The 26,027-nt window shown below is 35.9% G+C and carries 23 protein-coding genes; 9 read left to right on the plus strand and 14 right to left on the minus strand.

All coding sequences use genetic code 11. The features are described 5' to 3' along the window. The first annotated feature begins 5 nt into the window (after window positions 1-5). The 4 genes from MR062_RS05250 (at window position 6) to MR062_RS05265 (ending at window position 4,154) form a co-directional block, all read left to right on the plus strand. Window positions 6-830 (plus strand): universal stress protein, encoded by an 825-nt coding sequence (locus tag MR062_RS05250; RefSeq protein ID WP_242203038.1) that lies wholly within the window; start codon window positions 6-8, stop codon window positions 828-830. Window positions 831-861: 31 nt separating this feature from the next. Then, window positions 862-1,491, plus strand: coding sequence for a carbonic anhydrase family protein (locus MR062_RS05255; protein ID WP_242203039.1), 630 nt, complete (start codon window positions 862-864; stop codon window positions 1,489-1,491). 19 nt (window positions 1,492-1,510) lie between these two features. Then, entirely contained in the window at window positions 1,511-2,176 is a 666-nt protein-coding gene (locus MR062_RS05260; protein WP_242203040.1) for a DUF2490 domain-containing protein, read from the plus strand. Window positions 2,177-2,291: 115 nt separating this feature from the next. Next, window positions 2,292-4,154 (plus strand): SulP family inorganic anion transporter, encoded by a 1,863-nt coding sequence (locus tag MR062_RS05265; RefSeq protein WP_242203041.1) that lies wholly within the window; start codon window positions 2,292-2,294, stop codon window positions 4,152-4,154. A 51-nt stretch (window positions 4,155-4,205) separates the two neighbouring features. Here the strand turns inward: MR062_RS05265 and fbp are convergent, their stop codons facing one another. Then, window positions 4,206-5,213 (minus strand): class 1 fructose-bisphosphatase, encoded by a 1,008-nt coding sequence (gene fbp / locus MR062_RS05270; protein WP_242203042.1) that lies wholly within the window; start codon window positions 5,211-5,213, stop codon window positions 4,206-4,208. 253 nt (window positions 5,214-5,466) lie between these two features. On the opposite strand from fbp, the gene MR062_RS05275 reads away from it, so the two are divergent. From MR062_RS05275 to MR062_RS05285, 3 genes are all read left to right on the plus strand, one after another. After that, window positions 5,467-5,952, plus strand: coding sequence for a GNAT family N-acetyltransferase (locus MR062_RS05275; protein WP_242203043.1), 486 nt, complete (start codon window positions 5,467-5,469; stop codon window positions 5,950-5,952). A gap of 160 nt (window positions 5,953-6,112) precedes the next feature. Continuing rightward, window positions 6,113-7,363, plus strand: a complete 1,251-nt coding sequence (locus MR062_RS05280) for an aspartate kinase (protein WP_242203044.1) — start codon at window positions 6,113-6,115, stop codon at window positions 7,361-7,363. A gap of 22 nt (window positions 7,364-7,385) precedes the next feature. Further along, entirely contained in the window at window positions 7,386-9,212 is a 1,827-nt protein-coding gene (locus tag MR062_RS05285; RefSeq protein WP_242203045.1) for a GNAT family N-acyltransferase, read from the plus strand. Between the two features lie 224 nt (window positions 9,213-9,436). On the opposite strand, the gene MR062_RS05290 is transcribed toward MR062_RS05285, so the two are convergent. Continuing rightward, window positions 9,437-10,783 (minus strand): DUF3472 domain-containing protein, encoded by a 1,347-nt coding sequence (locus tag MR062_RS05290; protein ID WP_242203046.1) that lies wholly within the window; start codon window positions 10,781-10,783, stop codon window positions 9,437-9,439. Window positions 10,784-10,849: 66 nt separating this feature from the next. Next, the gene (locus tag MR062_RS05295) at window positions 10,850-12,208 is read right to left on the minus strand and encodes a Gfo/Idh/MocA family protein (RefSeq protein ID WP_242203047.1); all 1,359 of its coding nucleotides are present in this window, start codon (window positions 12,206-12,208) and stop codon (window positions 10,850-10,852) included. Between the two features lie 309 nt (window positions 12,209-12,517). On the opposite strand from MR062_RS05295, the gene MR062_RS05300 reads away from it, so the two are divergent. After that, window positions 12,518-16,606, plus strand: a complete 4,089-nt coding sequence (locus MR062_RS05300) for a hybrid sensor histidine kinase/response regulator transcription factor (protein ID WP_242203048.1) — start codon at window positions 12,518-12,520, stop codon at window positions 16,604-16,606. Between the two features lie 63 nt (window positions 16,607-16,669). Here the strand turns inward: MR062_RS05300 and MR062_RS05305 are convergent, their stop codons facing one another. From MR062_RS05305 to MR062_RS05340, 8 genes are all read right to left on the minus strand, one after another. Continuing rightward, window positions 16,670-17,092 carry an arsenate reductase ArsC gene (locus MR062_RS05305; protein WP_242203049.1) on the minus strand — a complete coding sequence of 141 codons (423 nt, stop codon included), beginning with the start codon at window positions 17,090-17,092 and terminating at the stop codon, window positions 16,670-16,672. 89 nt (window positions 17,093-17,181) lie between these two features. Beyond that, complete coding sequence (locus MR062_RS05310; RefSeq protein WP_242203050.1) at window positions 17,182-17,703, minus strand: DUF6428 family protein; 522 nt, start codon at window positions 17,701-17,703, stop codon at window positions 17,182-17,184. Window positions 17,704-18,020: 317 nt separating this feature from the next. Continuing rightward, window positions 18,021-18,344, minus strand: a complete 324-nt coding sequence (locus MR062_RS05315) for an ArsR/SmtB family transcription factor (protein WP_242203051.1) — start codon at window positions 18,342-18,344, stop codon at window positions 18,021-18,023. 95 nt (window positions 18,345-18,439) lie between these two features. Beyond that, window positions 18,440-18,832 (minus strand): TM2 domain-containing protein, encoded by a 393-nt coding sequence (locus tag MR062_RS05320; RefSeq protein ID WP_242203052.1) that lies wholly within the window; start codon window positions 18,830-18,832, stop codon window positions 18,440-18,442. A gap of 53 nt (window positions 18,833-18,885) precedes the next feature. After that, a complete protein-coding gene (locus MR062_RS05325; RefSeq protein ID WP_242203053.1) occupies window positions 18,886-19,650 on the minus strand; it encodes a sulfite exporter TauE/SafE family protein in 765 nt (254 codons plus the stop codon). Window positions 19,651-19,674: 24 nt separating this feature from the next. Continuing rightward, complete coding sequence (locus MR062_RS05330; protein WP_242203054.1) at window positions 19,675-20,061, minus strand: VOC family protein; 387 nt, start codon at window positions 20,059-20,061, stop codon at window positions 19,675-19,677. Window positions 20,062-20,069: 8 nt separating this feature from the next. After that, window positions 20,070-20,525, minus strand: coding sequence for a DUF1801 domain-containing protein (locus tag MR062_RS05335; protein ID WP_242203055.1), 456 nt, complete (start codon window positions 20,523-20,525; stop codon window positions 20,070-20,072). 2 nt (window positions 20,526-20,527) lie between these two features. Beyond that, window positions 20,528-20,989 carry a DUF4199 domain-containing protein gene (locus MR062_RS05340; RefSeq protein ID WP_242203056.1) on the minus strand — a complete coding sequence of 154 codons (462 nt, stop codon included), beginning with the start codon at window positions 20,987-20,989 and terminating at the stop codon, window positions 20,528-20,530. A 266-nt stretch (window positions 20,990-21,255) separates the two neighbouring features. Here MR062_RS05340 and MR062_RS05345 point away from each other — a divergent pair, with 266 nt between their 5' ends. Next, the gene (locus tag MR062_RS05345; RefSeq protein ID WP_242203057.1) at window positions 21,256-22,476 is read left to right on the plus strand and encodes a serpin family protein; all 1,221 of its coding nucleotides are present in this window, start codon (window positions 21,256-21,258) and stop codon (window positions 22,474-22,476) included. 80 nt (window positions 22,477-22,556) lie between these two features. Here MR062_RS05345 and MR062_RS05350 read toward each other — a convergent pair whose 3' ends face one another. From MR062_RS05350 to rsmA, 3 genes are all read right to left on the minus strand, one after another. After that, window positions 22,557-23,540, minus strand: coding sequence for a 2-hydroxyacid dehydrogenase (locus tag MR062_RS05350; RefSeq protein WP_242203058.1), 984 nt, complete (start codon window positions 23,538-23,540; stop codon window positions 22,557-22,559). Window positions 23,541-23,679: 139 nt separating this feature from the next. Continuing rightward, on the minus strand, window positions 23,680-25,086 hold the full coding sequence (mgtE, locus tag MR062_RS05355; protein WP_242203059.1) for a magnesium transporter: 1,407 nt from the start codon (window positions 25,084-25,086) through the stop codon (window positions 23,680-23,682). 110 nt (window positions 25,087-25,196) lie between these two features. Next, the gene (gene rsmA, locus MR062_RS05360; protein WP_242203060.1) at window positions 25,197-25,982 is read right to left on the minus strand and encodes a 16S rRNA (adenine(1518)-N(6)/adenine(1519)-N(6))-dimethyltransferase RsmA; all 786 of its coding nucleotides are present in this window, start codon (window positions 25,980-25,982) and stop codon (window positions 25,197-25,199) included. Between the last annotated feature and the right edge of the window lie 45 nt (window positions 25,983-26,027).

A 26,027-nucleotide genomic window follows, 5' to 3' on the forward strand; every position in this document is an offset into this window, starting at 1 on the left:
AGATCATGGCAAACAAAACATATAAAATAGTAGTACTTACAGAGTTAAAAGACACTATTAGCGCTACTTTAAATAGTTCGGTTAGTTTAGCTAAGCTTATTAATGCTGAAATAAATTTACTTTGCTTAGAAAATCCCACCGACGTCGTAAAAAAAGACAATCAGCTGTCTGCAATGCGCGAAATTAATGGGAAATACACTGTAGTGAATAAAACGCTTAAAACCCTAACCCAAGCGGTTGCAAAAGATTTTTGTGTCCCTATAAATTATTCATTTGTTGTAGGTCAGATAAAGGATGAAATAAAAAAATATATTAAAGAACAACAACCTGATATTATTGTAATAGGCAAAAGAAAGTCTAAGCTATTAAAAATGGCAGGCGGGAACTTAACTAAGTATATTTTAAAGTATCATCCAGGCACTATTTTAATTACTGATGAAAGCAATACCATTACCCCTAATAAAATATTAAATTTAGGGGTTCTTAACGGCAATAACCAAATGGCTGATATAGATTTATTAAAGCCATTAATATCACAAACCCAAAAGCCGATTAAATCATTTAAAATAGTGGATGACCTTAATGCAACAACGGATGACCGTTTAGCGATTGATACTGAAACCGTAGAGTTTGTATTTGGTCAAAACAACAATGCAATAGCAACCCTTTCAAATTATTTAGAAAAGAGTAATGTCAACCTATTGTATATTGATAGAACTAAAAGTAAATCTAATGGCGATAACATGCTGAAAAAAGATCTTAATACCATGATAAATGAACTCAATGTATCACTTCTTCTTTCAGCAGAAAACCATACAAGTTTAGCCTAAATTAAAAATAATAACATTAAAAACATACATTATGAAAGCACATACAAAAGAAACACAAGCCACAATGACCCCAAATAAAGCATTAACTTTTTTAAAAGAAGGTAATGTACGATTTCAAAATAACCTAAAAGCCAATAGAAATCTATTAGAACAAGTAAACGATACCAGCGAAGGCCAGTTTCCTTTTGCTACTATTTTAAGCTGTATAGATTCGCGCGTATCGGCAGAGTTGGTATTCGACCAAGGTTTGGGCGATATATTCAGCGTACGTATAGCTGGTAATTTTGTAAATGAAGACATTTTAGGCAGCATGGAGTTTGCCTGCAAATTAGCAGGAACTAAGCTAATCGTAGTATTAGGACATACCAGTTGTGGTGCTGTTAAAGGGGCCTGCGACCATGCCGAAATGGGTAATTTAACCAAACTTATTGAAAAGATTACGCCTGCTGTTAATGCCGTAGAAGAACCTAAAGACGAAAACCTTAGAAACTCTTCAAATTTGGAGTTTGTTGACAATGTATCTGAAAAAAATGTACAGCTCACAATACAAAGAATCCACGAGGAAAGCCCAATCCTATCTGAAATGGAAAAGAACGGGGAAATTAAGATTATTGGAGCGATGTATGACATTAAAACGGGTGCTGTAAACTTTTACGAATAACAAGTACGCTATGATATTTATGAAAAAGAAAATAGCGGTAATGGCATTGACTTTTATGTTAATGCCATTACTTAATATCCATGGTCAGGACAGCGATCTTGGAAATTGGTTAATCTATATTGGAAACAAAAAACTAAACAATAAATGGAACATTCATAACGAAGTACAATACAGAAATTACAATGCCATTGGTGATTTAGAGCAATTGTTATTACGTACTGGTTTAGGATATAGTTTTAACAACAACAAAAACAATGTATTATTAGGCTATGGCTATATCCTTTCTGAAAATTATATAAATGAAGACGATAAAGTTTCCATAAATGAGCACAGGATATTTCAACAATTCATTGCTAAACAAGCTATAGGGAAGGTAAAATTAAATCACCGTTACCGATTTGAACAACGCTTTGTTGAAAGTGATTTTAAATTGCGTTTTCGGTATTTTTTGGGCATAAATGTGCCTTTACAATATAAGGAATCTGGTAAAAACCCACTTTATTTATCGGCATACAACGAAATTTTCCTAAACTCAGAGTCTTCGGTTTTCGACAGAAACCGCTTGTACGGAGGTTTAGGGTATAAGTTTTCAGATGCTGTGAAAATAGAACTAGGTTATATGAACCAGTTTTTTGAGAACTCTGGAAGGGACCAAATAAACATCATCACTTTTGTGAATTTCTAATACCAGTACGACATTATAGGAATAAAACACCTTTAATTCTTCTGGTATTAGCTTTTCATTGTACTGTTTATTTGTTTAAAAAAATTAAATTAGTAAAAATAAAAATACTAACACTATGAAGAATTTGTTTTCAAACATTAAAGGTGATGCTTTTGGAGGCATTACAGCAGGTATTGTTGCACTGCCTTTAGCTTTAGCTTTTGGGGTATCATCTGGTTTAGGACCAACCGCAGGTCTATACGGCGCCATTTTCATTAGCTTTTTCGCAGCTCTATTTGGTGGCACCAATACACAAATATCGGGCCCTACAGCACCTATGACAGCTGTAAGTATGGTGGTGGTCGCTACTATAATAGCTGTTAACGATGGTGATGTTAACAAAGCTTTACCTATAATTCTTACCGTGTTTTTATTGGCAGGCTTAATGCAAGTAGGTCTTGGTATATTAGGCCTTGGGAAATATATACGATACATACCTTACCCCGTAGTTTCTGGTTTTATGACAGCTATTGGAGTTATTATATTGCTCACCCAAATTTTGCCGTCTATTGGGTATTACCCTAAAGAAGATGTGGAGTTTGTGAAATCCTTTAAAATTCAAGCTGAAGATATTATCCTAAAAAACATCATTGAGGCTGAAGCCAAAGAAGGCATTTTAGTTTTAGAGGATTTTAAGGAAACCATAAAAAGAGCTAATGAAATTACTGAAGCGGAAATCTTAAATGAAGCTGCAACAATAGCTAAAAATGAAGGAAAAAACACCTTAGGGGTCATTAAAATGCTACCGCGGGCACTGCAAAATATTAGTTGGCTAGAACTAATTCTGGCCTTAGGAACCATTTTTATTATTTATGGTTTTAAATATATTACCAAAGCGGTTCCCAGTACCTTGGTTGCCTTAATAGTTATGTCTGGTATTGCTGTTGGTTTTGGATTGGATTATAGACCCATTGAAGAAATCCCAAGTGGTTTTCCAATACCCAATTTAGAAATATTTACCGGTTTTAGCTTAACCAGTGTTACGCCATATGTGTTTACGGCATTAACATTAGCGTTGTTAGGTGCTATTGATTCATTATTAACCAGTGTGGTAGCCGATAACATGACCAAAACCAAGCATAAACCTAATAAAGAATTGGTTGGTCAAGGTATTGGCAATAGTATAGCTGCTGTTTTTGGCGGACTTCCTGGTGCAGGTGCAACCATTAGAACCGTTGTAAATATAACCTCTGGAGGAAAAACTAAACTCTCTGGTATGATAGCCGGTATTATGTTACTTGTTATTTTATTGGGTTTAGGCCCAATAGCCTCTAAAATTCCCGCCGCTGTTTTAGCAGGAATATTAATTACCGTTGGCATTGGAGTTATGGATTATAAAGGCCTAAAAGCCATACCTAGTTTGCCAAGGGATATAAGTTTTGGCCCTTTAAAGTTAAGTTCAGAAGTTCTTATCATGGTTACTGTCTTATTGCTTTCAACATTTTGGAATTTAGTTTATGCTGTTGGTATAGGACTGGTTATTGCCTCCTTAATGTTTATGAAAAAGATAGGCGACTTAACTGCCGAACGCTCTGATGTAAAACCGCTCTTAAAAGAAAAAGCTTGGGACGATGAGGCCAATTTCCCCGAAAACTTAAAAGAGGAAGTGTTTATAAAACATATTAAAGGCCCTTTGTTTTTTGGGTCGACCAGTGATTTTCAACAACTGGCCAAACAAATCCCCAGTACCGCCAAAGTGGTGGTTATAAGGATGGGGAGAATGCAATATATGGATCAATCTGGTTTATACGCTATGGAAGATGTACTGGTAGATTTAGAAAAATCTGGCATTACTGTATTATTGGTTAATGTGCTTAATCAACCAAGATATATGATGGAGCGCATTGACATTATTCCAGACTTAATAGCTAAAGAACATATTTTCTCCAGTTTTAAGAGCTGTACCAGTTGGATAAAAGCGAATATAAAAGAAGTTTAAAAAGTTAAAGTGTCATGCTATACCTGTATGGGATGACACTTTTTAATTCTGTTATTCATCCCCTCGCATAAAGGCTTCGGCTTTTTCAACCATATGCTTACTACCACAAATAAAGGGCACACGTTGGTGGAGCTCTGTAGGTTCAATATCCAAAATACGGGTAAATCCATCACTGGCTTTACCATTAGCTTGTTCTGCTAGAAATGCCATAGGGTTACACTCGTAAAGCAAACGTAATTTCCCGTTTGGGTTTTTGGAGCTTTGTGGATAGAGATAAATGCCACCTTTAATCATATTCCTATGAAAATCGGACACCAAAGATCCTATATAGCGTGAGGTATAGGGCCTATCGCCTTCCTCTTTTTGACAATACTTAATGTAATTTTTTATTCCCTGCGGAAAATGAACATAGTTCCCTTCATTAACAGAATAAATATTGCCGTCTACAGGAAACTGCATATTGGGGTGCGATAAGTAAAACGTCCCTATAGCGGGATTAAGCGTAAAACCATTAACCCCTTCACCAGTAGTATATACCAGCATGGTAGACGTTCCATAAACCACATAACCTGCCGCCACCTGTTTATGCCCTTCCTGGAGAAAATCTTTAAGGCTAACAGGTGTTCCTATTGGTGTAATACGCCTGTATATTGAAAAAATGGTCCCTACCGAAACATTAACATCTATATTCGATGACCCATCCAACGGATCAATTAAAACCACATATTTGTTCTGATGGTTTTCGTCTTGGCTGTTAATGCTAATAAAATCGTCTTCCTCTTCGCTTGCAATACCGCAAACAATATTCCGCTTGGTTAGGGTTTGTATAAACTTTTCATTGGCATAAACATCTAACTTCTGCTGGTTCTCCCCTTGTATATTCGTATCACCAACATCACCTATAATATCTACCAAACCTGCTTTATTCACCTCATGATTCACCACTTTAGCTGCTAGTCGAATGGAATTAAGCAAACTGGACAGTTCTCCAGACGAGTACTTAAAAGCCGCTTGGTTTTCAATAATAAATTCTCCTAGAGTTTGTTTTTTGTAGGTCATGTATAGCCGTTTTATGGTGCAAATATCCAATAAATTTTATCTAACTACAACGTTTTCGTAAATTAATAATAGTCCAAAATAATTAACTTTAAGTTATATTTCCACTGTAAAAATCAAAACATTGTATGCACTTAAAAAAACAAAAATTTAATTCACATTGGTTACCACTTTGTTAGTATCTGATTTTTTTCATTTATCTTAGGTAAGTCTTCAAATAAAAAAAATCACATACTTTTGAATTTATTTAAAAACTATGAATTACACAATAAGAGAAGCCACAAAACATGACATGCCAGCAGCACTTGAACTGATAAAAGAACTGGCTGTTTTTGAAAAAGAACCCGATGCCGTAGAGGTTACTGTAGAAGATTTACAACGCGATGGTTTTGGCACGCAACCAGCATTCCACTGCTTTGTTGCCGAAGTAAATTCGAAAATTGAAGGCATCGCTTTAATTTATAACCGTTACTCCACTTGGAAGGGTAAAGCCATCCATTTGGAAGACTTAATAGTAAGCCAAGCCATGCGAGGAAGTGGTATAGGCACTGCGCTTTTGGATGAAGTTATAAAATATGCCCATAACTTAGGTGTAAAACGTGTGAATTGGGAAGTATTGGACTGGAACGAACCTGCAATTACGTTTTATGAAAATAAAGGTGCCAACGTAATGCGCGAATGGGATGTGGTACACTTAAATGAAGCTGGGATTAAAAGATATATTGATAATATTGATAATTAAGAATTAAGTTATTGGGTTATTAAGTAGTCGCAATTTGGTTGAATTAATTAAGCCAACATCATTTTAAGAAGTTTTATCTTTCGGCAAGCTTCAATCAAAAACCCATTTGTGAATTCGTGGCAACAATACAACTCTAATAACTCATAACCATTAACTCAAAATGCAAATATTTAAATTTGGTGGAGCATCGGTAAAGGATGCCAATGGCGTAAAAAATCTAGCCATTGTATTGCAAACCATAGGTTACGACAATACTCTAGTGGTAGTTTCAGCAATGGGAAAAACCACCAATGCGCTAGAGGTAGTTATTAAAAATTATTTTAACAATAAGTCCGAATTACAAAGTGCGCTACAAGAAGTGAAAAAATATCACAACGAGATTCTTTTGGAGTTGTTCGATGATGAAAACCACTCAGCATTTAAAAAAGTAAGTGCACTTTTTAACGAATTAAACTCGTTCTTAAGCATCAATAAATCTCCAGATTACAACTTTGTTTACGATCAGGTTATTGGTTATGGTGAGTTACTTTCTACCACCATAATTAGCGAATACCTAAACCATATCGGGTTAAAAAATAATTGGATAGATGTTAGGTCATTTATAAAAACCGACACCTATTACCGCCGTGCCAATGTAAACTGGGAAGCCTCCCAAGGTTTAATCGCATCAAACTTTAATAAGGGTACCTTAAACATTACGCAGGGATTTTTAGGTAGCGATGCCAATAACTTTACTACCAGCTTGGGCAGGGAGGGAAGTGACTATACCGCTGCTATTTTTGCCTATTGCCTAAATGCCAAAAGTGTCACCATTTGGAAAGACGTTCCTGGAGTGTTAAATGCCGACCCCCGTTATTTTGAAAATGCCAAACTGCTTCATAAAATATCGTATCGCGAAGCCATTGAGTTGGCTTTTTACGGTGCTTCGGTAATACACCCAAAAACCTTGCAACCATTACAGCGCAAGGAAATCCCCTTACATGTTAAATCGTTTTTAAACCCCGAAGCCAAAGGCACAAAAATTAGCAAAGAGGTGGTTTTAGACCCCATGACACCTTGCTTTATTGTTAAAAAAAATCAAGTACTCATTAGCTTATCCTCTTTAGACTTTTCCTATATTGTTGAAGAGAATATTAGTCATATTTTTAACCTACTGCACCTATATAAAATGAAAGTGGACGTAATTCAAAATTCGGCAATTAGTTTTTCGGTGTGCGTTGACAATATTTACAATAACCTTGAAGAATTATTGTTGCATTTAAAAGCAAAATTTAAAGTAACTTGTCACGAAAATGTGTCTTTATACACGATTAGGCATTATAATGATAAGGCTATTGCTCAAATTGAAACCGACAAAATGGTGTTATTAAAACAATTAACACAAGAAACCGTTCAAGTAGTTACAAAATAGTTTTTTTAGTACATTTACGCCCATGACCAAACCACAACATTCTGGATTAGTATCAGCTAAAGAAGTTGCCAAAGCTATCCAAATGGATAAATATGGTGTTATAGGAACTTTCATAGGATGGATATTAATGAAAGTCCTTAAAATATCTACTCTCAATAAAATTTACCGAAGCAATAAACACCTTAAAGACCTAGACTTTTTAAATGGTATTCTAGACGATTTTCAGATAAAATTTGAAATCCCCGAAGAAGATTTAAAGCGCCTCCCCAAAGAAGGAGCCTATATTACGGTTTCCAATCATCCATTAGGCGGAATTGACGGTATTTTACTTTTAAAATTGATGCTGGAACAGCGTAAGGATTTTAAAATAATTGCCAATTTTTTACTGCACCGTATAGCCCCGCTTAAGCCCTATATTATGCCCGTAAATCCTTTTGAGGACCGAAAGGAAATTAAATCGAGTGTATCTGGTTTTAAAAATTCCATTCTGCATTTAAGGGAAGGGCATCCGCTTGGCATATTCCCAGCTGGCGAAGTATCGACCTATAGAGACGGTAAGCTTGTAGTTGACAAGCCTTGGGAAGAAGCGGCCATGAAACTCATTAAAAAAGCCGAGGTACCCATCGTACCTATTTATTTTCATGCTAAGAACAGTAAACTGTTTTATAAGCTATCTAAAATTAGCGATACCTTTAGAACCGCTAAACTACCTTCGGAACTATTAACCCAAAAGCGACGGGTTATAAAGGTTAGAATAGGGAAACCTATTGCTGTAAACGACCAAAAAGAATATGAAGGCCTTGAGGAGTTCTCTAATTTTATACGTAAAAAAACCTATATGTTATCCAATGCTTTTGAGGATAAGTCAAAAATATTGGAAAACATTTCATCATCATTAAAAGCACCTAAGCTCCCAAAGAATATAATTACCCCTGTTGATGGTGACTCCATGAGCAATGAGGTTGAAGCGCTTCGTGAAAACGATAACCGCTTGCTTATAAGTAAAAATTATGAGGTGTTTTTGGCCCAGCCCGAACACATTCCAAACATCTTAAGGGAAATTGGGCGCCTAAGGGAAATAACCTTTCGGGAAGTGGGTGAAGGGACAAACGAAGCCATAGATTTAGATAATTTCGATAGGTATTACCACCACATGTTTTTATGGGATAACGAACAACAAGTTATAGTTGGTGCCTATCGTATGGGATTGGGCTCCCAAATTTTTGACCGTTATGGCATTAATGGGTTTTACCTACAGGACCTATTTCGCTTTGAACCCGAACTCTACAAAATGATGAGCCAGTCCATAGAAATGGGACGTGCCTTCATTATTAAAAAATACCAACAACGCCCTATGCCTTTATTTTTACTTTGGAAGGGCATCGTGCATACCACATTACGTTATCCAGAGCATAAGTACTTAATTGGTGGTGTAAGTATTAGTAATCAGTTTTCCAACTTCTCGAAATCGTTGATGATAGAGTTTATGAAATCGCATTACTACGACCCTTATATTGCACAATACGTACACCCTAAAAAGGAGTTTAAGGTAAAACTTAAGGATGCCGATAAAGACTTTGTATTTGATGAAACCGAAGCCGATTTAAACAAATTCGATAAGATTATCGACGAGGTAGAACCAGGAGCCTTACGCTTACCCGTTCTGCTAAAAAAATACATCAAACAGAATGCTAAATTAGTGGCCTTTAATGTTGACCCCTTATTTAATAATGCCGTTGATGGTTTAATGTACATTAAAATTGCCGATCTGCCCGAAAGTACCGTTCGCCCCGTTATGGAAGAATTTCAAGCCGAACTGGAGCGTAAACTGGAAAATAATGGGAGTTAGGCTTAACCGTTATTTATTTGCAACACTTCAATTTAATTCTTGCTATTTAGCAAGCTGTTAACAGCTATTTAAAAGCCTTAACAAACAACAAAGCCACCTAAAAAGTAATGAATCCTTTATCTCAAAAATTCATTATAACACTTTTTAGGTGACTGAAAAAAACTAACTCAAAAAATTAAAAAACTACTATATTTTTATGTTGTACAAACAACTTTATATTATTCCTATTTTATACTCGGCACTTCAAGCTTAGCAAAATCAATATTTGGAGCCACGCCATTGGCTTCTCTTATAAACTCAGAATCAATTTTAGTGGTTTCATTAAAAAAGCCACAGTTCTTCATATAAAATGCATTTCCATTTACACCTCCCGCGTAATCCATTCTAGATTCTTTCCGCGCTGTAGCATCGGCTGTAAACTTAGCCTCCGTTAGCTCTGTCCATTGACCATCGGTTGTATATACCCATTGGTTTAGATAGTTCGCTTGTCTTGAAATATGTCCCGTATCGGTTCTAAAGTTTTCCAAGAACGAATAGAAATGTTGTAAGTATCTGGACGTTTTTGGCCTTCTAAAACTCGCTATTAAGTGCCATGTATTATCTTCGGGCGTAAAGAAATAGGCCGTATAATCTGTTTCATTATTCTTGGTTGGTTCGCCTTTTAATAAAAACTTATAGGTATTTCCAGCCTTCCAGTTAAACACCTTATAGCTCTGCCCTCCAGAGCCTTCATTACCAAACTCGCCAGTAGTAACACCTTCACCTTTTCCTAAGAGTCTTATTTTATATTCATCTGGAATATCTTTAGGATTTTGCGTCACGTAAGGACTCCATACCGAGAACAGGATACGACGTTCATTTTCAGAATTCACCTGAATTCCAAAATAACCATCCTTAAATCCATTGGCCATATAGTAAGACCCCAGAACGTCTTCTCCCTCGGGCACATTTATCTCGTTATAATACCATAGCACCTCTTTATCTTCTGGTGTATTGTACCTTAAATGAACAGATGGTCCACGTCGCCCAAAATAAAAGTCTTCATTAACATAATACGGTTTACTCTTAACAGCTTCACCATTCAACACTATGTCTGTAATATCTGCAAAGGTTTCTCCAGTTTTAGTTAGACCTTGTATTTCTACATAATTATAACCTTCAGAAACAATAAAACCTCCAACGTTTACATAAGTAAAGGCTTTGTTGTCTATATCAACAGTTTTGCTGACATCTCCAATAGAGACTTTAATTGTTGAAGGCCCCTCGTTGGTTTTAGCACGTAAAGCAATACTTAGCTTTCCAGAAGAAGTCGTTTTAAAGTAGGTGCGTATAACACTATTTAAGTTTTTCCAATTGTGGATGCCCTCTTTTCCTATTACAGATGCATTGTCATCCAATCGATTCACCACCCAGCTATTTCCCGCCGTTGGAATGTGTACCTGCGTACTATCAATACTTTCCTTAGTTACTATATTTTGTACTGTAGTCGATTTGGCATTAGAAAGACAGCCCATCAAACTTGTTATAACAACAAAGCAACCAACTATAATATTGATTTTTCTTAAATGCATTAATTTACTTTTACTAGGCATTTACATTATTATTTTCGTCCTTAAACAATCTAGAATTAGATACAACTAAAAACTGTCCTTCATCCAGTTATAGGGTTTGCGCTTTATCCAAGTGCCTCTAGTAAAATCTGGAAAGTCCTGTGGCTCACCATTGTTCTCGATTGAGGCTTCAGACAGTGGCGTAATGGCGCTCCATGCCGCTGCATCGTAGGCATCCAATGGCGGTGCAATATTCTGTTTGGCAGACTCTACAAAAGCATTCATCACGAAGAAGTCCATACCACCGTGCCCGGCACCTGTGGCCAGCTCGCCATACTTTTTCCATAACGGGTGGTCGTACTTCTCTAACCATTCTTTGGAATCGTCCCAACGGTGTGGTTTCGATTGCCCTTCTATATAAATCCTATCACCATCCTTTTCCCATAAGCCATTTGTACCCTGTACCCTAAAACCTAATGAATAAGGTCTTGGCAGTGATACATCGTGGGTAACGATAATGGTCTCTCCATTGGCCGTTTCAATGGTGGAGGTTATCACATCCCCCATTTTAAAGTTAACCTTGGCATTGGGGTGATCCTTACCACCATGATCTACAATATAATTGTGCAGCCCCCTGCTCTTAGTGGCATGGGAGGTTAGCGATACAAATCGGTTGCCCTTGTTGATGTCGCACATCGCTGCAATTGGTCCCACACCATGCGTAGGGTATACATCGGCATTTCGTAATACGGAATGTTGGGTCCGCCATACAGATTCAGAAATACCTTTATCCCCGAACTCCACACCTTTACCGTAAGCCGTTTTACCATCGTTGAGCATCACGAAACGTAAGTCGTGCTGGTAGCCACATCTAAAATGTACCAGTTCTCCAAATACATTTTGCTTGACCATGTTAAGTACGGCCAATACATCGCGACGGTAGTTCACATTCTCCAGTATCATCATATGCGTACCAGTTTGCTCGTGCGTGTTTACCAGGTCCCAGCACTCCTCCAAGGTATTTGCAGCAGATACTTCCAGTCCGGCATATTTTCCTGCCAACATCGCGTCCTTGGCCATACGGGTATGCCATAACCATGGGGTCGCTATTATAACGGCATCGACATTTTTAAGCTCCAAAAGGTTTCTGTAGTCTAGCTCGTTGCTACCAAAAACCTCTGGTTTCTTATGGCCTGCCTTTTCTATTTTGTCCAGGGCTATACTGATTCTATTAGAGTCAATATCGCAGATGGCCGTAACCTCTATATCTTTTCTGTGCAGTGCATTGTTCAAATGGTTGGTCCCTCTTAGGCCAACACCTATAAAAGCCAACTTAAGTTTTTGATCATTGGAGCCCAACATGGATCCAAACGACAAGTTTGGAAGTAAAGCCGCTCCTGCTCCAGCAAGTGCTGTTGTCTTAACAAAATTTCGTCTTGAAGTCATAAGTGTTTTATGGTAAAATTGAATACTCTTTTAATTGATATCCCAAAGATGCTATTTGTATATTTATTTACATGGTGTTATTTTGCGCATAAAGGCGGACATTTTTAGCTTTTTCCAAGAGTTGCCGAAAACATCCACCTTTTTGATTAAATTGTTATCTCAATTTGTGGTAACAACCTGAATTACAAGATGTATTATTAATATCTTTATTGAGTACTTTAAATAGTACCTGAATAATACTATTTACTTTAGATATTAATTGTTTCCATGTGCTTTTTTAAGCAGTTTGATGGTTTAAGTATATAACTTATGAGCAAGTATAAATTTTATATGTTTTTGGCAGGTGTGTTACTTTTTGCATTAACAACTACCGGGCAAAACCATACAAACTTTAGTCATATTTCCCCAACGCTAAACAATCGTGAAATTAGAGTAACTAAAACTGTACAGGATATATCGGGAAATATATGGATGAAACATGGTGGAGGTCTGTTAATCTATGACGGGTATAGATATAAGGCTATAGGTAATTCCACTATTTTTCCCCAACGAGAACCTGGTGATTATATTAAAGATATCGCTCTAGACAACGCTAAGAACATTTGGTTGATTTCACAGCAAGGCTTATTGACAAAATACAATGCAAAAAGCAAACATTTTGAGGACCTTACTCCCCTACTAAAAGGAGCTACTATTAATGTTATAAAAGCAAAAAACAATACTATTTGGTTAGGTACTCAAGAGGGTACTGTATACCGTTATGCAAATGCTGTTATGGACAGTATAGTTAAAATTCCTAAAAATCGTTTTCCTGAAAATGCCATCAATGCTATTGAAGTAGGTCCGGATAACGAACTATTTTTAAGTATTGGATATGGAACAGGAACCATTCTTGACTATTCCACTAAACTAAAACGACTGGAAGTATTAGATGCTCCCTTTAAAGGGTACCCCGGAGGTTTGACCTTGGCCACAGACAAACTGGGTAAACTTTGGATTGGAACCGAAAACAATGGGCTATTTGTTTATGATATAGCAAAAAGGCAATTTATACAAGACACTTTTTTTAAAGGAAACTTATTCAATATAAGAAAGGAATTATTTTATGTCTTATATAATGATAGTAATGGATATGTATGGGGAGGCACAGACGGCGGGGGTTTATATAGAATAGACACGATTAGCGGTGAAGTTTCATTATTTACAAAGCAAAATGCAAACGAATCTTCATTAAGTACAAATACGGTTATAGATATTCATGAAGATGCCCATAAGAACTTATGGGTAATAACCAATTATGGTAAAGTAAATATTTTGCCCAATGCCAATAATAGTATTCACTATCATGAAGGCTCCCAAACCAATTCCCCGTTGCGCATACTTAGTATGTACAAAACCTCCAAAGGTGTATTATGGGTTGGAACCGATGGTGAAGGCATCACAAAAATCACCTTCAATAAAGACGGAAGCACAGAGGAAAAACAATACCTAACCGACACTTTTTTAAATAAAGGGCTTTACATTCAATCTATAACAGAAGACGATAATTCTAATTTATGGTTGGGAACTTATAAAAATGGCTTATGGGTTTGTAATACAGAAAACGATAGTTTTAAAAAAGTAGAGGTATCCAATTCAAAAAAATTAAAAGCCTCAGATGTTAGAACGGTTTACAAAGATTCTAAAGGACGCATTTGGGTTGGGTCTGATGTTTCTATAAATGTATATACCAAAGACCAAAGGGTTTTAGGTTCGTTTGAATATAACGCGTACGGACTAAAAGGAAGTATTGTTGAATCTATTATTGAAGACCAAAACGGGACTGTCTGGTTAGGCCTATATGAAGGTGGTTTATTCCAGTTTCTTGAAAATAAAGACAACTTCAGGGCCTCATCTTTTGTAAATCGTACTTCTCCAGACAGTGCAACAGGAATTAAATCTATGGCTTTAGGTGACTCCAATATCATTTGGATGATAAACAGCAAATGGAAATTATTAAAGTTTAACACAAACCATTATACTCATACCTCATTTAAAGATACAGAAGTTCTAGCTGATAAATCGTTCTCTGCTGTATTAACAGAAGACCATGATAATTTATGGTTAAGCTCCGGTAATGGTATTTGTCATTTTAATGTAAAAGACTCCATTATCAAAACATATTATAAAGCAGATGGGTTACAAGATAATGCGTTTATGTCCAGAAGTGCCTTTAAAGCACCCGATGGCATGTTATATTTTGGCGGCTTTAAAGGGCTTAATTACTTTTACCCGAGAGATTTAGACAAAACCCCATTGCTAGCAACACTTCAAATAAACAATATAGAAATTTTAAATCAACCCGCGAGTGCTTTAATCCCAGAACAAATCCCAAGTGAGCTATACGATGTTACATCCTTACAATTAAAAAACACGCAATCTTCCTTTTCATTTTGGTTTTCTGCGGTTAGCGACAATGTTCTAGACCCTAAATACCATTATGCATATCGCTTAAATGGTTTTGATTCTAATTGGATTACCAGTAATACAGAGCGTATAGCAACGTATACCAATATACCTGCAGGGAATTATACTTTTGAAGTAAAGGCAGGAACAAAAAAAGGGATATGGGATATTCCTGTAAAAAAGATTGATATTGCCATAGCACCACCTTTCTGGAATACACCCTTAGCCTATATAATATACCTATGTGTGTTAGGGGCAATAGCTTATGGAACAAAACGTTGGTATGCTTTAAGAAAGAACCTGCTCTTAGAAAAAATAAACCACAAAAAAGATAGCGAGTTAAATGCATCCAAGATGAATTTCTTCGCTAAGATGTCCCATGAAATCCAAACGCCAATTACGTTGATTTTGGGTCCTATTGAGGACATGTTGAAACGTGCTGAAGCCAATGGGAATTTACTACTTAAACAACGACTTGATATTATTGCCTATAATGCCAAACGCCTTTCTGGTATTGCCCGCGAATTGACCTTGGTTAGGGATAAGGAATTAGATAACATTAGACTGAATGTTACTAAAAATAATTTGCATGAAAATATTGAAGCCCTTGGCCTATCTTTTAAAGAATTAGCTCGAAAAAAGCATATCGATTTTGTTATCAATTGCCCTAAAAATCTATCAAAAGTATGGTATGATAAAGAAAAATTAGAGCATATTATTTATAATTTGCTATCCAATGCCTTTAAGTTTACACCGCAAGAAGGTAATATCCAATTAACCGTTACGCCTATTAACTCTAAAAAGATGATAAAGCTTACCGTAACCGATTCTGGCCATGGTATTCCCAGAGAAGAGCTGAATGATATTTTTAAATTGTTTTACCAATCGAAGACCAGTAAAAACAATAAGGGAACGGGTATAGGCTTAGCACTTACCAAAGAATTAATAGACTTGCATAAAGGAAAGATAGAAGTTGAATCTTCACCTGTTAATGGCACAGTATTTACTGTCATTATCCCTATTTCAAAGGATTCCTATAACGATTCGGAACGCATTGTTGCAGATGAACCTGAAGAAGTTATAGGTACAACTGCAAAAGAAAAAAATGCCATATCACCAAATGAAAAAAGTGATGAAGATGTATTAAAAAAGACCGTTTTAATTGTAGAAGACAATTATGACCTTCAAAGTTTTTTAAAGGACATCCTTTCCAAAGACTATAATATCATTTTAGCCGAAAATGGTGAAGAGGGCTATTATTATGCTAAAAGCAACTTTCCCGATCTTATTTTAAGTGATATTATGATGCCCAAACTAGATGGGATTGAAATGTGTAGAAAACTTCAAGAAGATCACTTAACCAAGCACATTCCCGTGGTGTTATTAACAGCTAAGAACTCAACAAAATCTAAATTAACAGGGTTACAGTCTGGAGCTATTGAATATATTAGTAAACCTTTTAACACTAACGAGCTACAGCTTAAGGTAAAGAATATTATTAAGTCTAAAGAACATTTAATCTCAAAGTACCGTAAAGAACTTATAAGCAGTCCCAATTTAAAACAAAAAAAATCACAAGACGAAATCTTTCTTGAAAACCTTGTGGCCAACATTAATTTAAGGATTGATGATGCCAACTTTAAGATGGAGGAATTGACCGATATGTTAAATATGGGATATTCCAGTATTTATAGAAAATGCCTAGCTTTAACCGGCCATAGTTTATTAGATTTTGTTCGATTAATCCGATTAAAAAAAGCAGCCATCTTACTTGCCAAATACGGTTATACAGTTTCAGAATCTGCATTTATGACCGGCTTTAACGATCCAAAGTATTTTTCAAGATGCTTTAAAAAATCCTTTAAAAAAGCGCCTGCCGAATTCAAAAAAGAAGCACAAAAAGTAGGCGTTACAGACTACTTAAACAAGTACAAGGTAGACTCTTATTATTAACGTCTCCTATTGGGCAATCTTAGGCAAATAGGACTATTTGTGTTTGACCAAAACCTTTATTCATTATAATAAATGCTCCTCGACAAATTTCTTAAAATAGGTTTTAATTTCCTCCCTTGCCTTTAAAAAAGCGGCGTGTTTTTCTTCGTCTGTCCCCACTACTTTTGAAGGGTCGAAAAAATTGTGGTGTAACCTTACAGCATTCTTACTGGGAATATAAGGACAGTTTTCATTTGCGTGGTCGCAAACCGTAATGATATAATCAAAGTTAATATGGGCATACTCTTCCACAAGGTTCGATGTATGATGGTCTATACTTATTCCATCTTCTTTCATTATAGCAGCAGCTCCCGGGTTAATCCCATGCGTTTCAATGCCTGCACTATAAACAGTTGCTTCTTTGCCCTCTAAAAATTGGTTTAAATACCCATGTGCCATTTGGCTTCTACAGGAATTTCCTGTACATAATACTAAAATGTTTTTCATACTCAACTTGCCATTCCTGCGGAGGCAGGAATCTATTTTAAATCGTTTTTCTTATTATGGATTCCTGCCTCCGCAGGAATGGCAATAGTTTAGCAGCAGTTACCTCCAGGTGAACAACAGGGTTCTGTCTCAGCCAATACAGCTTCTGGTTGGGTTGAAACATTTGTGTTGGACGAGGCCGAAGTGCCACAAGTGGACTTTGCCTTGCAATCTGTTTTTTCGACCGCTAATTTAAAAATTAAGTTATTATCCCGTATGTCGAAATCGTTAACAAATAACTGCGCGGTATGAAAGGTGGCATTGCTATATTCAAACTTAACCTCTGAAGTTAAAGCAAAAGGTTTCATTTTTGCCACTTTTTTTAAAATGGACAATGCTTTGTATACCGACATATATTCTGTTTTATCCAATTCGTTGGGACTTTCCCATAGTTGGATTATGGTTTCTTTCCATGCATCGGTTTGTGCACCACAGTCTACAGAATCTATGTTAACATGCTTAACCTCGGTAATGTGGTAATTGGCTCCTACAAAAAGGCTTGGAGTATATTCAAACAATAAGGCTTTATCTTTATTGTTTTCAAGTATGGTGAATAAGTCTTGCGTTTTCATGTGTTTATGTTTATTTGCCTGCATATCCAACAGGCGGTTTTTATTAATTATTTAACTAATGACATAGCTTCAAAATATCCTACTAACATTTTGCGACTATGCTTGCAACATTTTCTGGTTGAATTTAATTCGTTTGACAACGTGGTAGACGGTTGTTGCGATCCGTATTTTTTATTGATTCGTTTCATCTGTATATAATATTTGTTTTTAAAAGGTTAGACTTGCCTTGTCGGCAGGCAGGTGTAATGCCCTAATTATTCATAATCGGTGACATACTAATTATTATTGGGCATTTCATAACTCTATTTATTTAAGGTTTAACAACAATTAGATTTTGTGGTATTAAAAAAACTGTTCAATTGATTTTGGATACTATTCCAACGATCAATATCTATGCAATAGCACATACGCTTTCCTTCTACTTCTCCTTTAAGTAGGCCTAGACCCTTTAATTCTTTTAAGTGTTGAGAAATGGTAGCCTGGGCCAAACCAATTTCTTCAACCAAATCGTTACAGATACAAGCATTTTGATGACTTATATACTGTAAAATAGCAACTCGTGCAGGATGTCCCAAAACTTTAAAAAGTTGGGCCAAATCGTTTTGTTGCTCTGTAAATATTTGCGATTTAGTAGTTCCCATAATTATTTATCATTTTAATATTGCAATATTACGATAATAAAATGAAATAAAAAAAGCCAAATACATTTTTTTGGCTTTTTCATATTTTTTGTCCCTTAGAACCAAGGCTTCTTACCTACTTGATAAGTGTTATAAAACTCAGCATCAGACTTAGTGAGATAGATAATGCCTTCTATAAAACCCACCACTCCAGGTATCCAAACAAATAGAATTCCAACACCAACACAAGTTAAAAGAATTCCAACTAATGTAGCTCCTAAAAGGATACCGCCTTCTTTATTGTATCCTAAAATAAACTTATGTATTCCTAGCCCTCCAAATAGAATCCCTAAAACTCCAGCTAATATTTTTTTATTATCATTTGAAACAAATGTTTCTTTGGCCCCCTCGGCAAACTCCGAAGCCGATTCCTTTGCTTCTTTTGCAAATTCGCTAGCTTTTTCTTTAGCATCGTCTAGCATATCGTTTAAATTCTTATCGTCTGACATTCTTTATTGGTTTAAAATTAGCAGCCTAAATTTAGCAAAAAATAAGTCATCTTCTACCGAAATAGCATTAAAATACCACCCAAGGCGGTAACAATTAAGACAAAACGTCTGTAATTTAAGTTTGAAATTAACCTTACTATAGATACGCCCATAAAAAACCCAATTATGACGACCGGCACCATAACCGAGTTTAACACTAAGGTTTCCTTACTTACCGTGTGCCATACAAAAATATGAAAGGGGAGTTTGAACACATTAATGATAAAAAACAACCATGCTACCGTACCGATAAATTCATTTTTTGGAAAACGCACGGCCAAAAAGTATATATTGGCAATAGGGCCAGCTAAATTTCCTATCATTGTAGCAAATCCAGCTAAAAAACCCATAGCACTAGAAAACAGTTTACTTTTAGGTAAAGATGTAGAATTTCTATGCTCCGAATAAAACATGACTATCACCGAAGCAATAATGATAACGGCCATAATGCGTTTAAAAAGCAATTCAGAGATATCGTTTCCTACCCAAACACCAACAAGCACCCCCACAACCATCCACGGCAATAGCTTAAAAATATACTGCCACTGTGCATGCCTATTATAGTAAATAACCGCTAAAATATCTGCAACTACCAACATGGGTAGTAAAATACCTGTAGATGCTTTTTCTCCAAACACAAAGGCAAGTACCAAAATAATGATGATCCCTATCCCTTTTATTCCAGATTTTGAAAGGCCCAATACAAAAACAGCAATACTTATGGCAATCCATTGTAATGCTGTTAGGTGATAAGATTCTAGTATTTGTAAGTAAGACAACCGCGCTCTTTTAAGGTGGCGAAGTTACAAAAAAGCCTTATCTACAGGCTCCCACAATTCTATTTTATTGCCATCGTTATCTAATATCCAGCCAAATTTACCATAATCGTATTCCTCGATTTCCCCAACAATAGTTACACCTTCTTCTTTTAATGTTTTAAGTAGGTTTTCTAAATCTGCAACCCGGTAATTGAACATAAAGTCCTTTTTTGAAGGCTCATAATATTTGGTGTCTTGAGCAAAAGGGCTCCATTGTGTAGAACAATCGTTCCCTTGTTTGTTCTTCCACCAGAAGGTACATCCATAATCATCAGTGTTAAATCCCAAATGTTTTTTGTACCATTCCTTAGTTGCTTTAGGGTCTTTAGTTTTAAAGAAAATCCCTCCTATTCCTGTAACGTGATTTTTCATTTGTATTATTATTTTTTTACAGCTGCTTCATAATAAGCTATCCACTCTTTGGCCGATATTTTACCAGCCAATTGCCCAATTAAATCAAAAGGAATATCTTCGACCTTCTTAAATCGTATACAGCTTTTCCCCATATCCAACTTTTTAGACGACTGTTCTTTATAGACTTCAACAAACCAATGCTTAAGATCTTCTTTAGCATAAATACCCATATGGTACACATTTATGGAGTTCTTTTGTGAAGCGATATTCATAAATGGTAATGGCTGTTTAGGATTGCAATGGTAACCTTGGGGGTAAACAGTATGTGGAATATAATACCCTATCATATTATAGTTCATACCTTCTTCGAAGCCTTGTGGTAAATTTTCAAGAATGACCTGACGTAATTTTTGCACAGCTTCCCTTCTATTCTCTGGAATCTGAGCGATATATGCTTCTGGCGTTGATGCAGTATACTTCATAATTATTTATGACGTTGTAAGATTAATGCTGATAGTAAAGATATAATGAAACCAATAACCAATACCAATGCCACCATTAATAGTGCCCCAAGTAGACTTGTCATTTCAAAAACCTCATCGCCTCTTCCTTCATCTATAAGTTTTTGGGTATAATCGGCATAAAAATGGGGATTTAAAAATTGAGTGTATATAAAATCGGCAACACCAATGCCAATACCAACCAACAACGAAATAAGCGTCCCAATTAAAATGGCCTTTCCCAAAGATATAACGCCTTCATTTACATTATCCCGATAGTGTTTGATCGCAAAATAAATGAATGATAAGGACAAAAAGATTGAGACATACCCCAATATTTCAAGTATGTCATAACTTAAGTGTTTGGCAAATGTTAAATGTGACAGAAATATCACAAACCCTGTAAAACACCCAAAAATGCCGTATTTAATTATTGTGGTCTTCATTTAATTTGAATTTTACTTAAACATTTATTCTACAATGTTTACAAAGGCCAATGAATGAACGCCATTAAAAATACAAAAAGATTGGCTCGTCTCCTAGCTCCTCTCCATGACTGAGTGCTTTATTTTATTGATTATGGTTTGTATAGTCCATATGATATCACACCACTATCCCAAAGGATTTAGTTAATTTTTCTGACGAACCTCGCAACCTTTAGCATTTTTTCACATCTAGAAAATAATAACATTGCTAATTAATAAATATAACTATGAAATCGATTAATTTTTGTCTAACTATTTTTTTAAGTCTAATTACTTTTCTGGCCTGTACTACAACTGATGATTCCCCATTAACCCCTTTCGAATCCATTGCAAAGAGTGAAGACATTGTGACTGCAAACAATGATTTTGCTTTTTCTTTATTTAATGACATTTTCCAATCGGAGACTGAAACTAATTTTATGATTTCTCCTGCTAGCGCTTCTCTTGCTTTAAACATGGTATATAATGGTGCCGATGGAGATACCAAGCAAGCATTTGTCGACGTATTTAACTATGACAATGTCACCACACCAGAAACCAACTTGGTCAATAAAAGTATTATAGATCATCTTACCCATACATCTTCTGGAACAACTTTTGAAATTGCCAATTCTATTTGGGCCAATAACTCATTTCCTGTCAAAACATCTTTCCTGAATGTTAACAAAGCGTACTATTATGCAGAAGTTCAAAACAAAGATTTTAGTGATCCCAACACTTTAGAATCAATAAATAATTGGGTTTCAAACAATACACAGGGAAAGCTTCCTAAAATATTAAATGAAATTTCACAAAATGCAGTGCTTTATGTAATTAATGCACTTTACTTTAAAAGCGACTGGAAGTTTAAATTTAACCCAAATGACACAGAACCATTACCTTTTCATCTAAGCGACGGTTCAACAAAACAAGTAGACATGATGACTATGGATCAAAGTTTAAAATACTTTTCCAACGCAACTTTTTCTGCTGTAGAACTTCCTTATAAAAATGATAAATATACTATGACCCTTATACTTCCGGAAGCTAATAGCACCATTGATGACGTTATATCATCAATAACTATTGAAAACTGGAAACAATGGCAAGATAACTATAGTCCTCAAAATTTAAAACTCACACTCCCCAAGTTTACTTTTTCTTATGAAAAACAATTCAACGACGCCTTAAAAAATCTAGGTCTTGGCATTGCTTTTAGCGATGGAGCAAATTTTGGTGGTATAAGCGATGTAAGCACAAAAATATCTTTTGTAATACAAAAAACTTTTATTGAAGTAAACGAAAAAGGAACAGAGGCTGCTGCTGTTACTGCAGTAGGAATAGAAACGACATCAAGCGGTAGTGTAAAGCACGTATTGTTAGATAAACCTTTTATATTCATAATCACAGAAAAAGAAACCGGCTCCATTTGTTTTATGGGAAAAGTAGGCAATCCTAGCTACGAATAATTAATAATGAATAATTAATAGTGAAAAATGGGCAATGATAATGGGTGAAGAGAACTTTAACCTCAACTTTATAACAAATCCTAACAGAATTTAGCTTTAATTTTATCGACTATGGTTTGTGCCAATTTGGTTTTACTTTCTATAGTCCAACCCGCAACATGTGGTGTAAGCAATACATTTTTGGCCTTTATTAGATATGAAAAAGCATCGGGCAAGTTCTCGACTGCACTTCTACTATGCTCAGTGACCGCACTCGAACCGACATTATATTTAAACAGGTTTTCGAACGATGCTTTTTCATATTCCAAAACATCCAATCCAGCGCCTAAAATTTTTCCAGATTGCAGGGCTTTCACTAAATCGGTAGTTACTACACTTTTCCCTCGTGCTGTATTTAAAAACCAAAACGGTTTTTTAAAGCCATTAATAAACGCTGCATTAACCATATGTAACGTTAACGGTGTTTGTGGTGTATGCAGACTAACGATATCTACTTCTTGCTGAAACAGCTCTAAACTTACTTGTCTGGCAAGATTATCTCCCACACCCTCTTTAATATCGTAGCACAACACTTCAACATCGAACCCTTGTAGTTTTTTTGCAAAGGCCTTACCCATATTGCCATAGCCTATAATACCAACGGTCTTACCATCGAGCTCAATACCTCTATTTTCTTCACGCAGCCACTTACCATGCCTTACCTCGGCATCGGCTTTATTAAGTTTATTGAACAACGACAATAGCATGCCCAAAGTATGCTCACCTACGGCATTACGATTACCTTCTGGGGCAGCAATTAAATGTACTCCTTTTTGTTGAGCATAGTCACAATTTATATTCTCTAAACCAGCTCCCACACGCCCAATAAACTTTAGGTTGGTGGCTGCATCCAAAAACTGTTTATCTATTGTAAAACGACTTCGAATGATAATACCATCATAATCTTTAACCTTAACTTCTATAGCTTCTTTTGAAGCGGTATAATCTTCATGATTGGTAAATCCCAAATCGTTTAATTGATTAATTAAAAGCTCATGATTGGTGTCGAGGTGAAGGATTTTCATGGTTGAATTTTAGACCGTAAAATTACAAAGTTTTGTGTTAGCGGTTACAGTAAAATCCTTTTGTCATGCTAAATATTATAATCTTAGGACTGTGCTCCCAATAAACTCTAAGGGCAACCTACAGGCAGGCGCCCAAATATTATATACCTAGAATAAGTTTTGCGATCCAAAAATAAATAAGGATGCCAAAAATATCGTTGCTAGTGGTTATAAATGGTCCTGTTGCTATGGCTGGGTCTATACCTCTTTTATCTAAGAACAACGGTACAAAAGTACCTATTAAGCCTGCTACTATTATAACAGCCACCAAGGATACTGAAATAGCAAAAGCGGTATTTAGCTCTCCTTTATACCCCCAAACAAAAAGAAATAGAAATATAGCCAATACCAAACCATTTAATAAAGCTAAAAACATTTCTTTTAATAACCGATTATTAATACTTCCTTTTATATCGTCGTTAGCTAACCCTTGTACAATAATGGCACTAGATTGCACACCAACATTTCCAGCCATTGCTGCTATTAGCGGAGTAAAAAAGAACAACACTGCATATTTGCTAAAACCTGTAACTATTTCTACGGCCTCTGGTCCTTTAAATGTATTGTGAAAAGCTTCCATAATTAAAAAGGCCCCCACACCACCTACCAATCCTAAAAACAGCCAAGGTAAACGCGCTTTGGTAAGATCTAAAATACTATCGTCTGAATCTACATCTCCAGTAATACCTGCTGCGAGTTGGTAATCTTTATCGGCTTCTTCCTTTAAAACATCTACAATATCATCAATGGTAATTCTTCCGAGCAATATGAAATTATCATCTACTACGGGAATCGCTTCCAAATCGTATTTTTGCATGACTCTGGCAACATCTTCAGCATCATCATTTACATTTACATAATCTACATTGGAAATATAGATGTCTGCTATTTTTTGTTCGCTCTTGGCTACGATTAAATCCTTTAACGAGAGGCGTCCAATTAATTTCTCATGTTTGTTCACTACATAAATGGAATGTACCCGCGTTACTTCTTTGGCTTGCCCTCTTATGCGTCGTAAACAACCAGCAACGGTCCAAGTTTCATAAACCTTAACGAGCTCTTTGGCCATGAGCCCTCCTGCAGAATCTTCGTCGTAAGCTAAAAGCTCCTTAATTTCGGCTTTGTGCTCTTCGTCTTCAATTTGGGAAATAACATCTTGTTGCCGCTCTTCTGGTAACTCAGCAATAATATCGGCCGCATCATCGGTATCCAGTTCTTCAACTTCTTCGGCTATCTCTTTATCCGACAGGTTTTTTAAGACTTTCTCCCTGTTGTCCTCATCGAGTTCCATTAACACATCGGAAGTCGTCTCAGAATCCAGCAACTTAATGATATAGATTGCTTCTTCCAGATTTAATTCATCCAGAATTTCGGCTATATCGGCATAATGAAACTCGTCCAACAACTTTTTAAGTTCCTTATTGTTTTTGGATTCAATAAGTAACTTAACTTGTTCTACAAGCTCATCGGTTAATTCAAATTGTATGTTTTCCTTTTCTTCGGACATGTAATTCACCTATTCTATTCCGTATTAATTTCGGAATTATTCTCAATGTTGGTTGAGGCTTTCGAAACCAACAAGAAAACCCTCTGGATCATTTCGAGAACCTCAATGACCTATAGGCCATTTTCAATTAATTGGGTGAGTTCTATAAACTCTGGCACACTTAATTGCTCCGGGCGTTTGCCAAATATACTATTTGCTTTTAAATTATCTGGCAAATTGAATGTTTTTAAACTGTTACGCAACGTTTTTCGGCGTTGTTGAAATGCTTGCTTAACCACTCTAAAGAATAAGGCTTCGCTACAGGGCAAGGCATAGTTTTCTTTCCTTGTTAAGCGTAACACTCCCGAATCTACTTTTGGTGGCGGATTGAACACCGATGGCGACACAGTAAACAAATACTCGGCGTTATAAAACGCCTGTGTTAATACTGATAAGATACCATACACTTTACTACCCTCCTTAGAACAAATACGTTGTGCTACCTCTTTTTGGAACATCCCTGAAAACTCAGGTATTTGCTCTCGCATATCCAACATTTTAAATACGATTTGTGAGGAAATATTATATGGAAAATTGCCAATTATGGCCAAAGGTTCGTTATTAAAAACTTGGTTTAAATCGTACTTTAAAAAGTCCTTTTCTATAATCCGTGGCGCTAAATTTAAATAATTAGCTTTAAGGTACTCAACCGATTCCGAATCGATTTCAATAACATAGGTCTTTAGATCTTTTTCCAACAAATACTTGGTAAGCACACCCATACCCGGGCCTATCTCCAACACCTTATTATAACCTGTTAAGGTTAAGGTGTCGGCTATTTTACGGGCTACATTTTCATCTTTTAAAAAATGCTGTCCTAAATGTTTTTTTGCTTTAACTTGGTAATTATTGGCCACGGTTTTGAGCTATTATTAAAAACAAAAGTAAGCTATCTGAATGGA

This window comes from Aestuariivivens insulae (assembly GCF_022662195.1).
GTDB lineage: Bacteria > Bacteroidota > Bacteroidia > Flavobacteriales > Flavobacteriaceae > Aestuariivivens > Aestuariivivens insulae.

What these genes read in the sequence shown, in the direction of transcription:
- MR062_RS05290 (WP_242203046.1), bottom strand. Translation starts at nt 10,783, where the DNA reads ATGCATTTAAGAAAAATCAATATTATAGTTGGTTGCTTTGTTGTTATA.
- MR062_RS05265 (WP_242203041.1), top strand. Translation starts at nt 2,292, where the DNA reads ATGAAGAATTTGTTTTCAAACATTAAAGGTGATGCTTTTGGAGGCATT.
- MR062_RS05260 (WP_242203040.1), top strand. Translation starts at nt 1,511, where the DNA reads ATGAAAAAGAAAATAGCGGTAATGGCATTGACTTTTATGTTAATGCCA.
- MR062_RS05285 (WP_242203045.1), top strand. Translation starts at nt 7,386, where the DNA reads ATGACCAAACCACAACATTCTGGATTAGTATCAGCTAAAGAAGTTGCC.
- fbp (WP_242203042.1), bottom strand. Translation starts at nt 5,213, where the DNA reads ATGACCTACAAAAAACAAACTCTAGGAGAATTTATTATTGAAAACCAA.
- MR062_RS05315 (WP_242203051.1), bottom strand. Translation starts at nt 18,344, where the DNA reads ATGGGAACTACTAAATCGCAAATATTTACAGAGCAACAAAACGATTTG.
- MR062_RS05295 (WP_242203047.1), bottom strand. Translation starts at nt 12,208, where the DNA reads ATGACTTCAAGACGAAATTTTGTTAAGACAACAGCACTTGCTGGAGCA.
- MR062_RS05280 (WP_242203044.1), top strand. Translation starts at nt 6,113, where the DNA reads ATGCAAATATTTAAATTTGGTGGAGCATCGGTAAAGGATGCCAATGGC.
- MR062_RS05320 (WP_242203052.1), bottom strand. Translation starts at nt 18,832, where the DNA reads ATGTCAGACGATAAGAATTTAAACGATATGCTAGACGATGCTAAAGAA.
- MR062_RS05340 (WP_242203056.1), bottom strand. Translation starts at nt 20,989, where the DNA reads ATGAAGACCACAATAATTAAATACGGCATTTTTGGGTGTTTTACAGGG.
- MR062_RS05335 (WP_242203055.1), bottom strand. Translation starts at nt 20,525, where the DNA reads ATGAAGTATACTGCATCAACGCCAGAAGCATATATCGCTCAGATTCCA.
- MR062_RS05300 (WP_242203048.1), top strand. Translation starts at nt 12,518, where the DNA reads ATGAGCAAGTATAAATTTTATATGTTTTTGGCAGGTGTGTTACTTTTT.
- MR062_RS05305 (WP_242203049.1), bottom strand. Translation starts at nt 17,092, where the DNA reads ATGAAAAACATTTTAGTATTATGTACAGGAAATTCCTGTAGAAGCCAA.
- mgtE (WP_242203059.1), bottom strand. Translation starts at nt 25,086, where the DNA reads ATGTCCGAAGAAAAGGAAAACATACAATTTGAATTAACCGATGAGCTT.
- MR062_RS05250 (WP_242203038.1), top strand. Translation starts at nt 6, where the DNA reads ATGGCAAACAAAACATATAAAATAGTAGTACTTACAGAGTTAAAAGAC.
- MR062_RS05275 (WP_242203043.1), top strand. Translation starts at nt 5,467, where the DNA reads ATGAATTACACAATAAGAGAAGCCACAAAACATGACATGCCAGCAGCA.
- MR062_RS05330 (WP_242203054.1), bottom strand. Translation starts at nt 20,061, where the DNA reads ATGAAAAATCACGTTACAGGAATAGGAGGGATTTTCTTTAAAACTAAA.
- MR062_RS05350 (WP_242203058.1), bottom strand. Translation starts at nt 23,540, where the DNA reads ATGAAAATCCTTCACCTCGACACCAATCATGAGCTTTTAATTAATCAA.
- MR062_RS05255 (WP_242203039.1), top strand. Translation starts at nt 862, where the DNA reads ATGAAAGCACATACAAAAGAAACACAAGCCACAATGACCCCAAATAAA.
- MR062_RS05310 (WP_242203050.1), bottom strand. Translation starts at nt 17,703, where the DNA reads ATGAAAACGCAAGACTTATTCACCATACTTGAAAACAATAAAGATAAA.
- MR062_RS05345 (WP_242203057.1), top strand. Translation starts at nt 21,256, where the DNA reads ATGAAATCGATTAATTTTTGTCTAACTATTTTTTTAAGTCTAATTACT.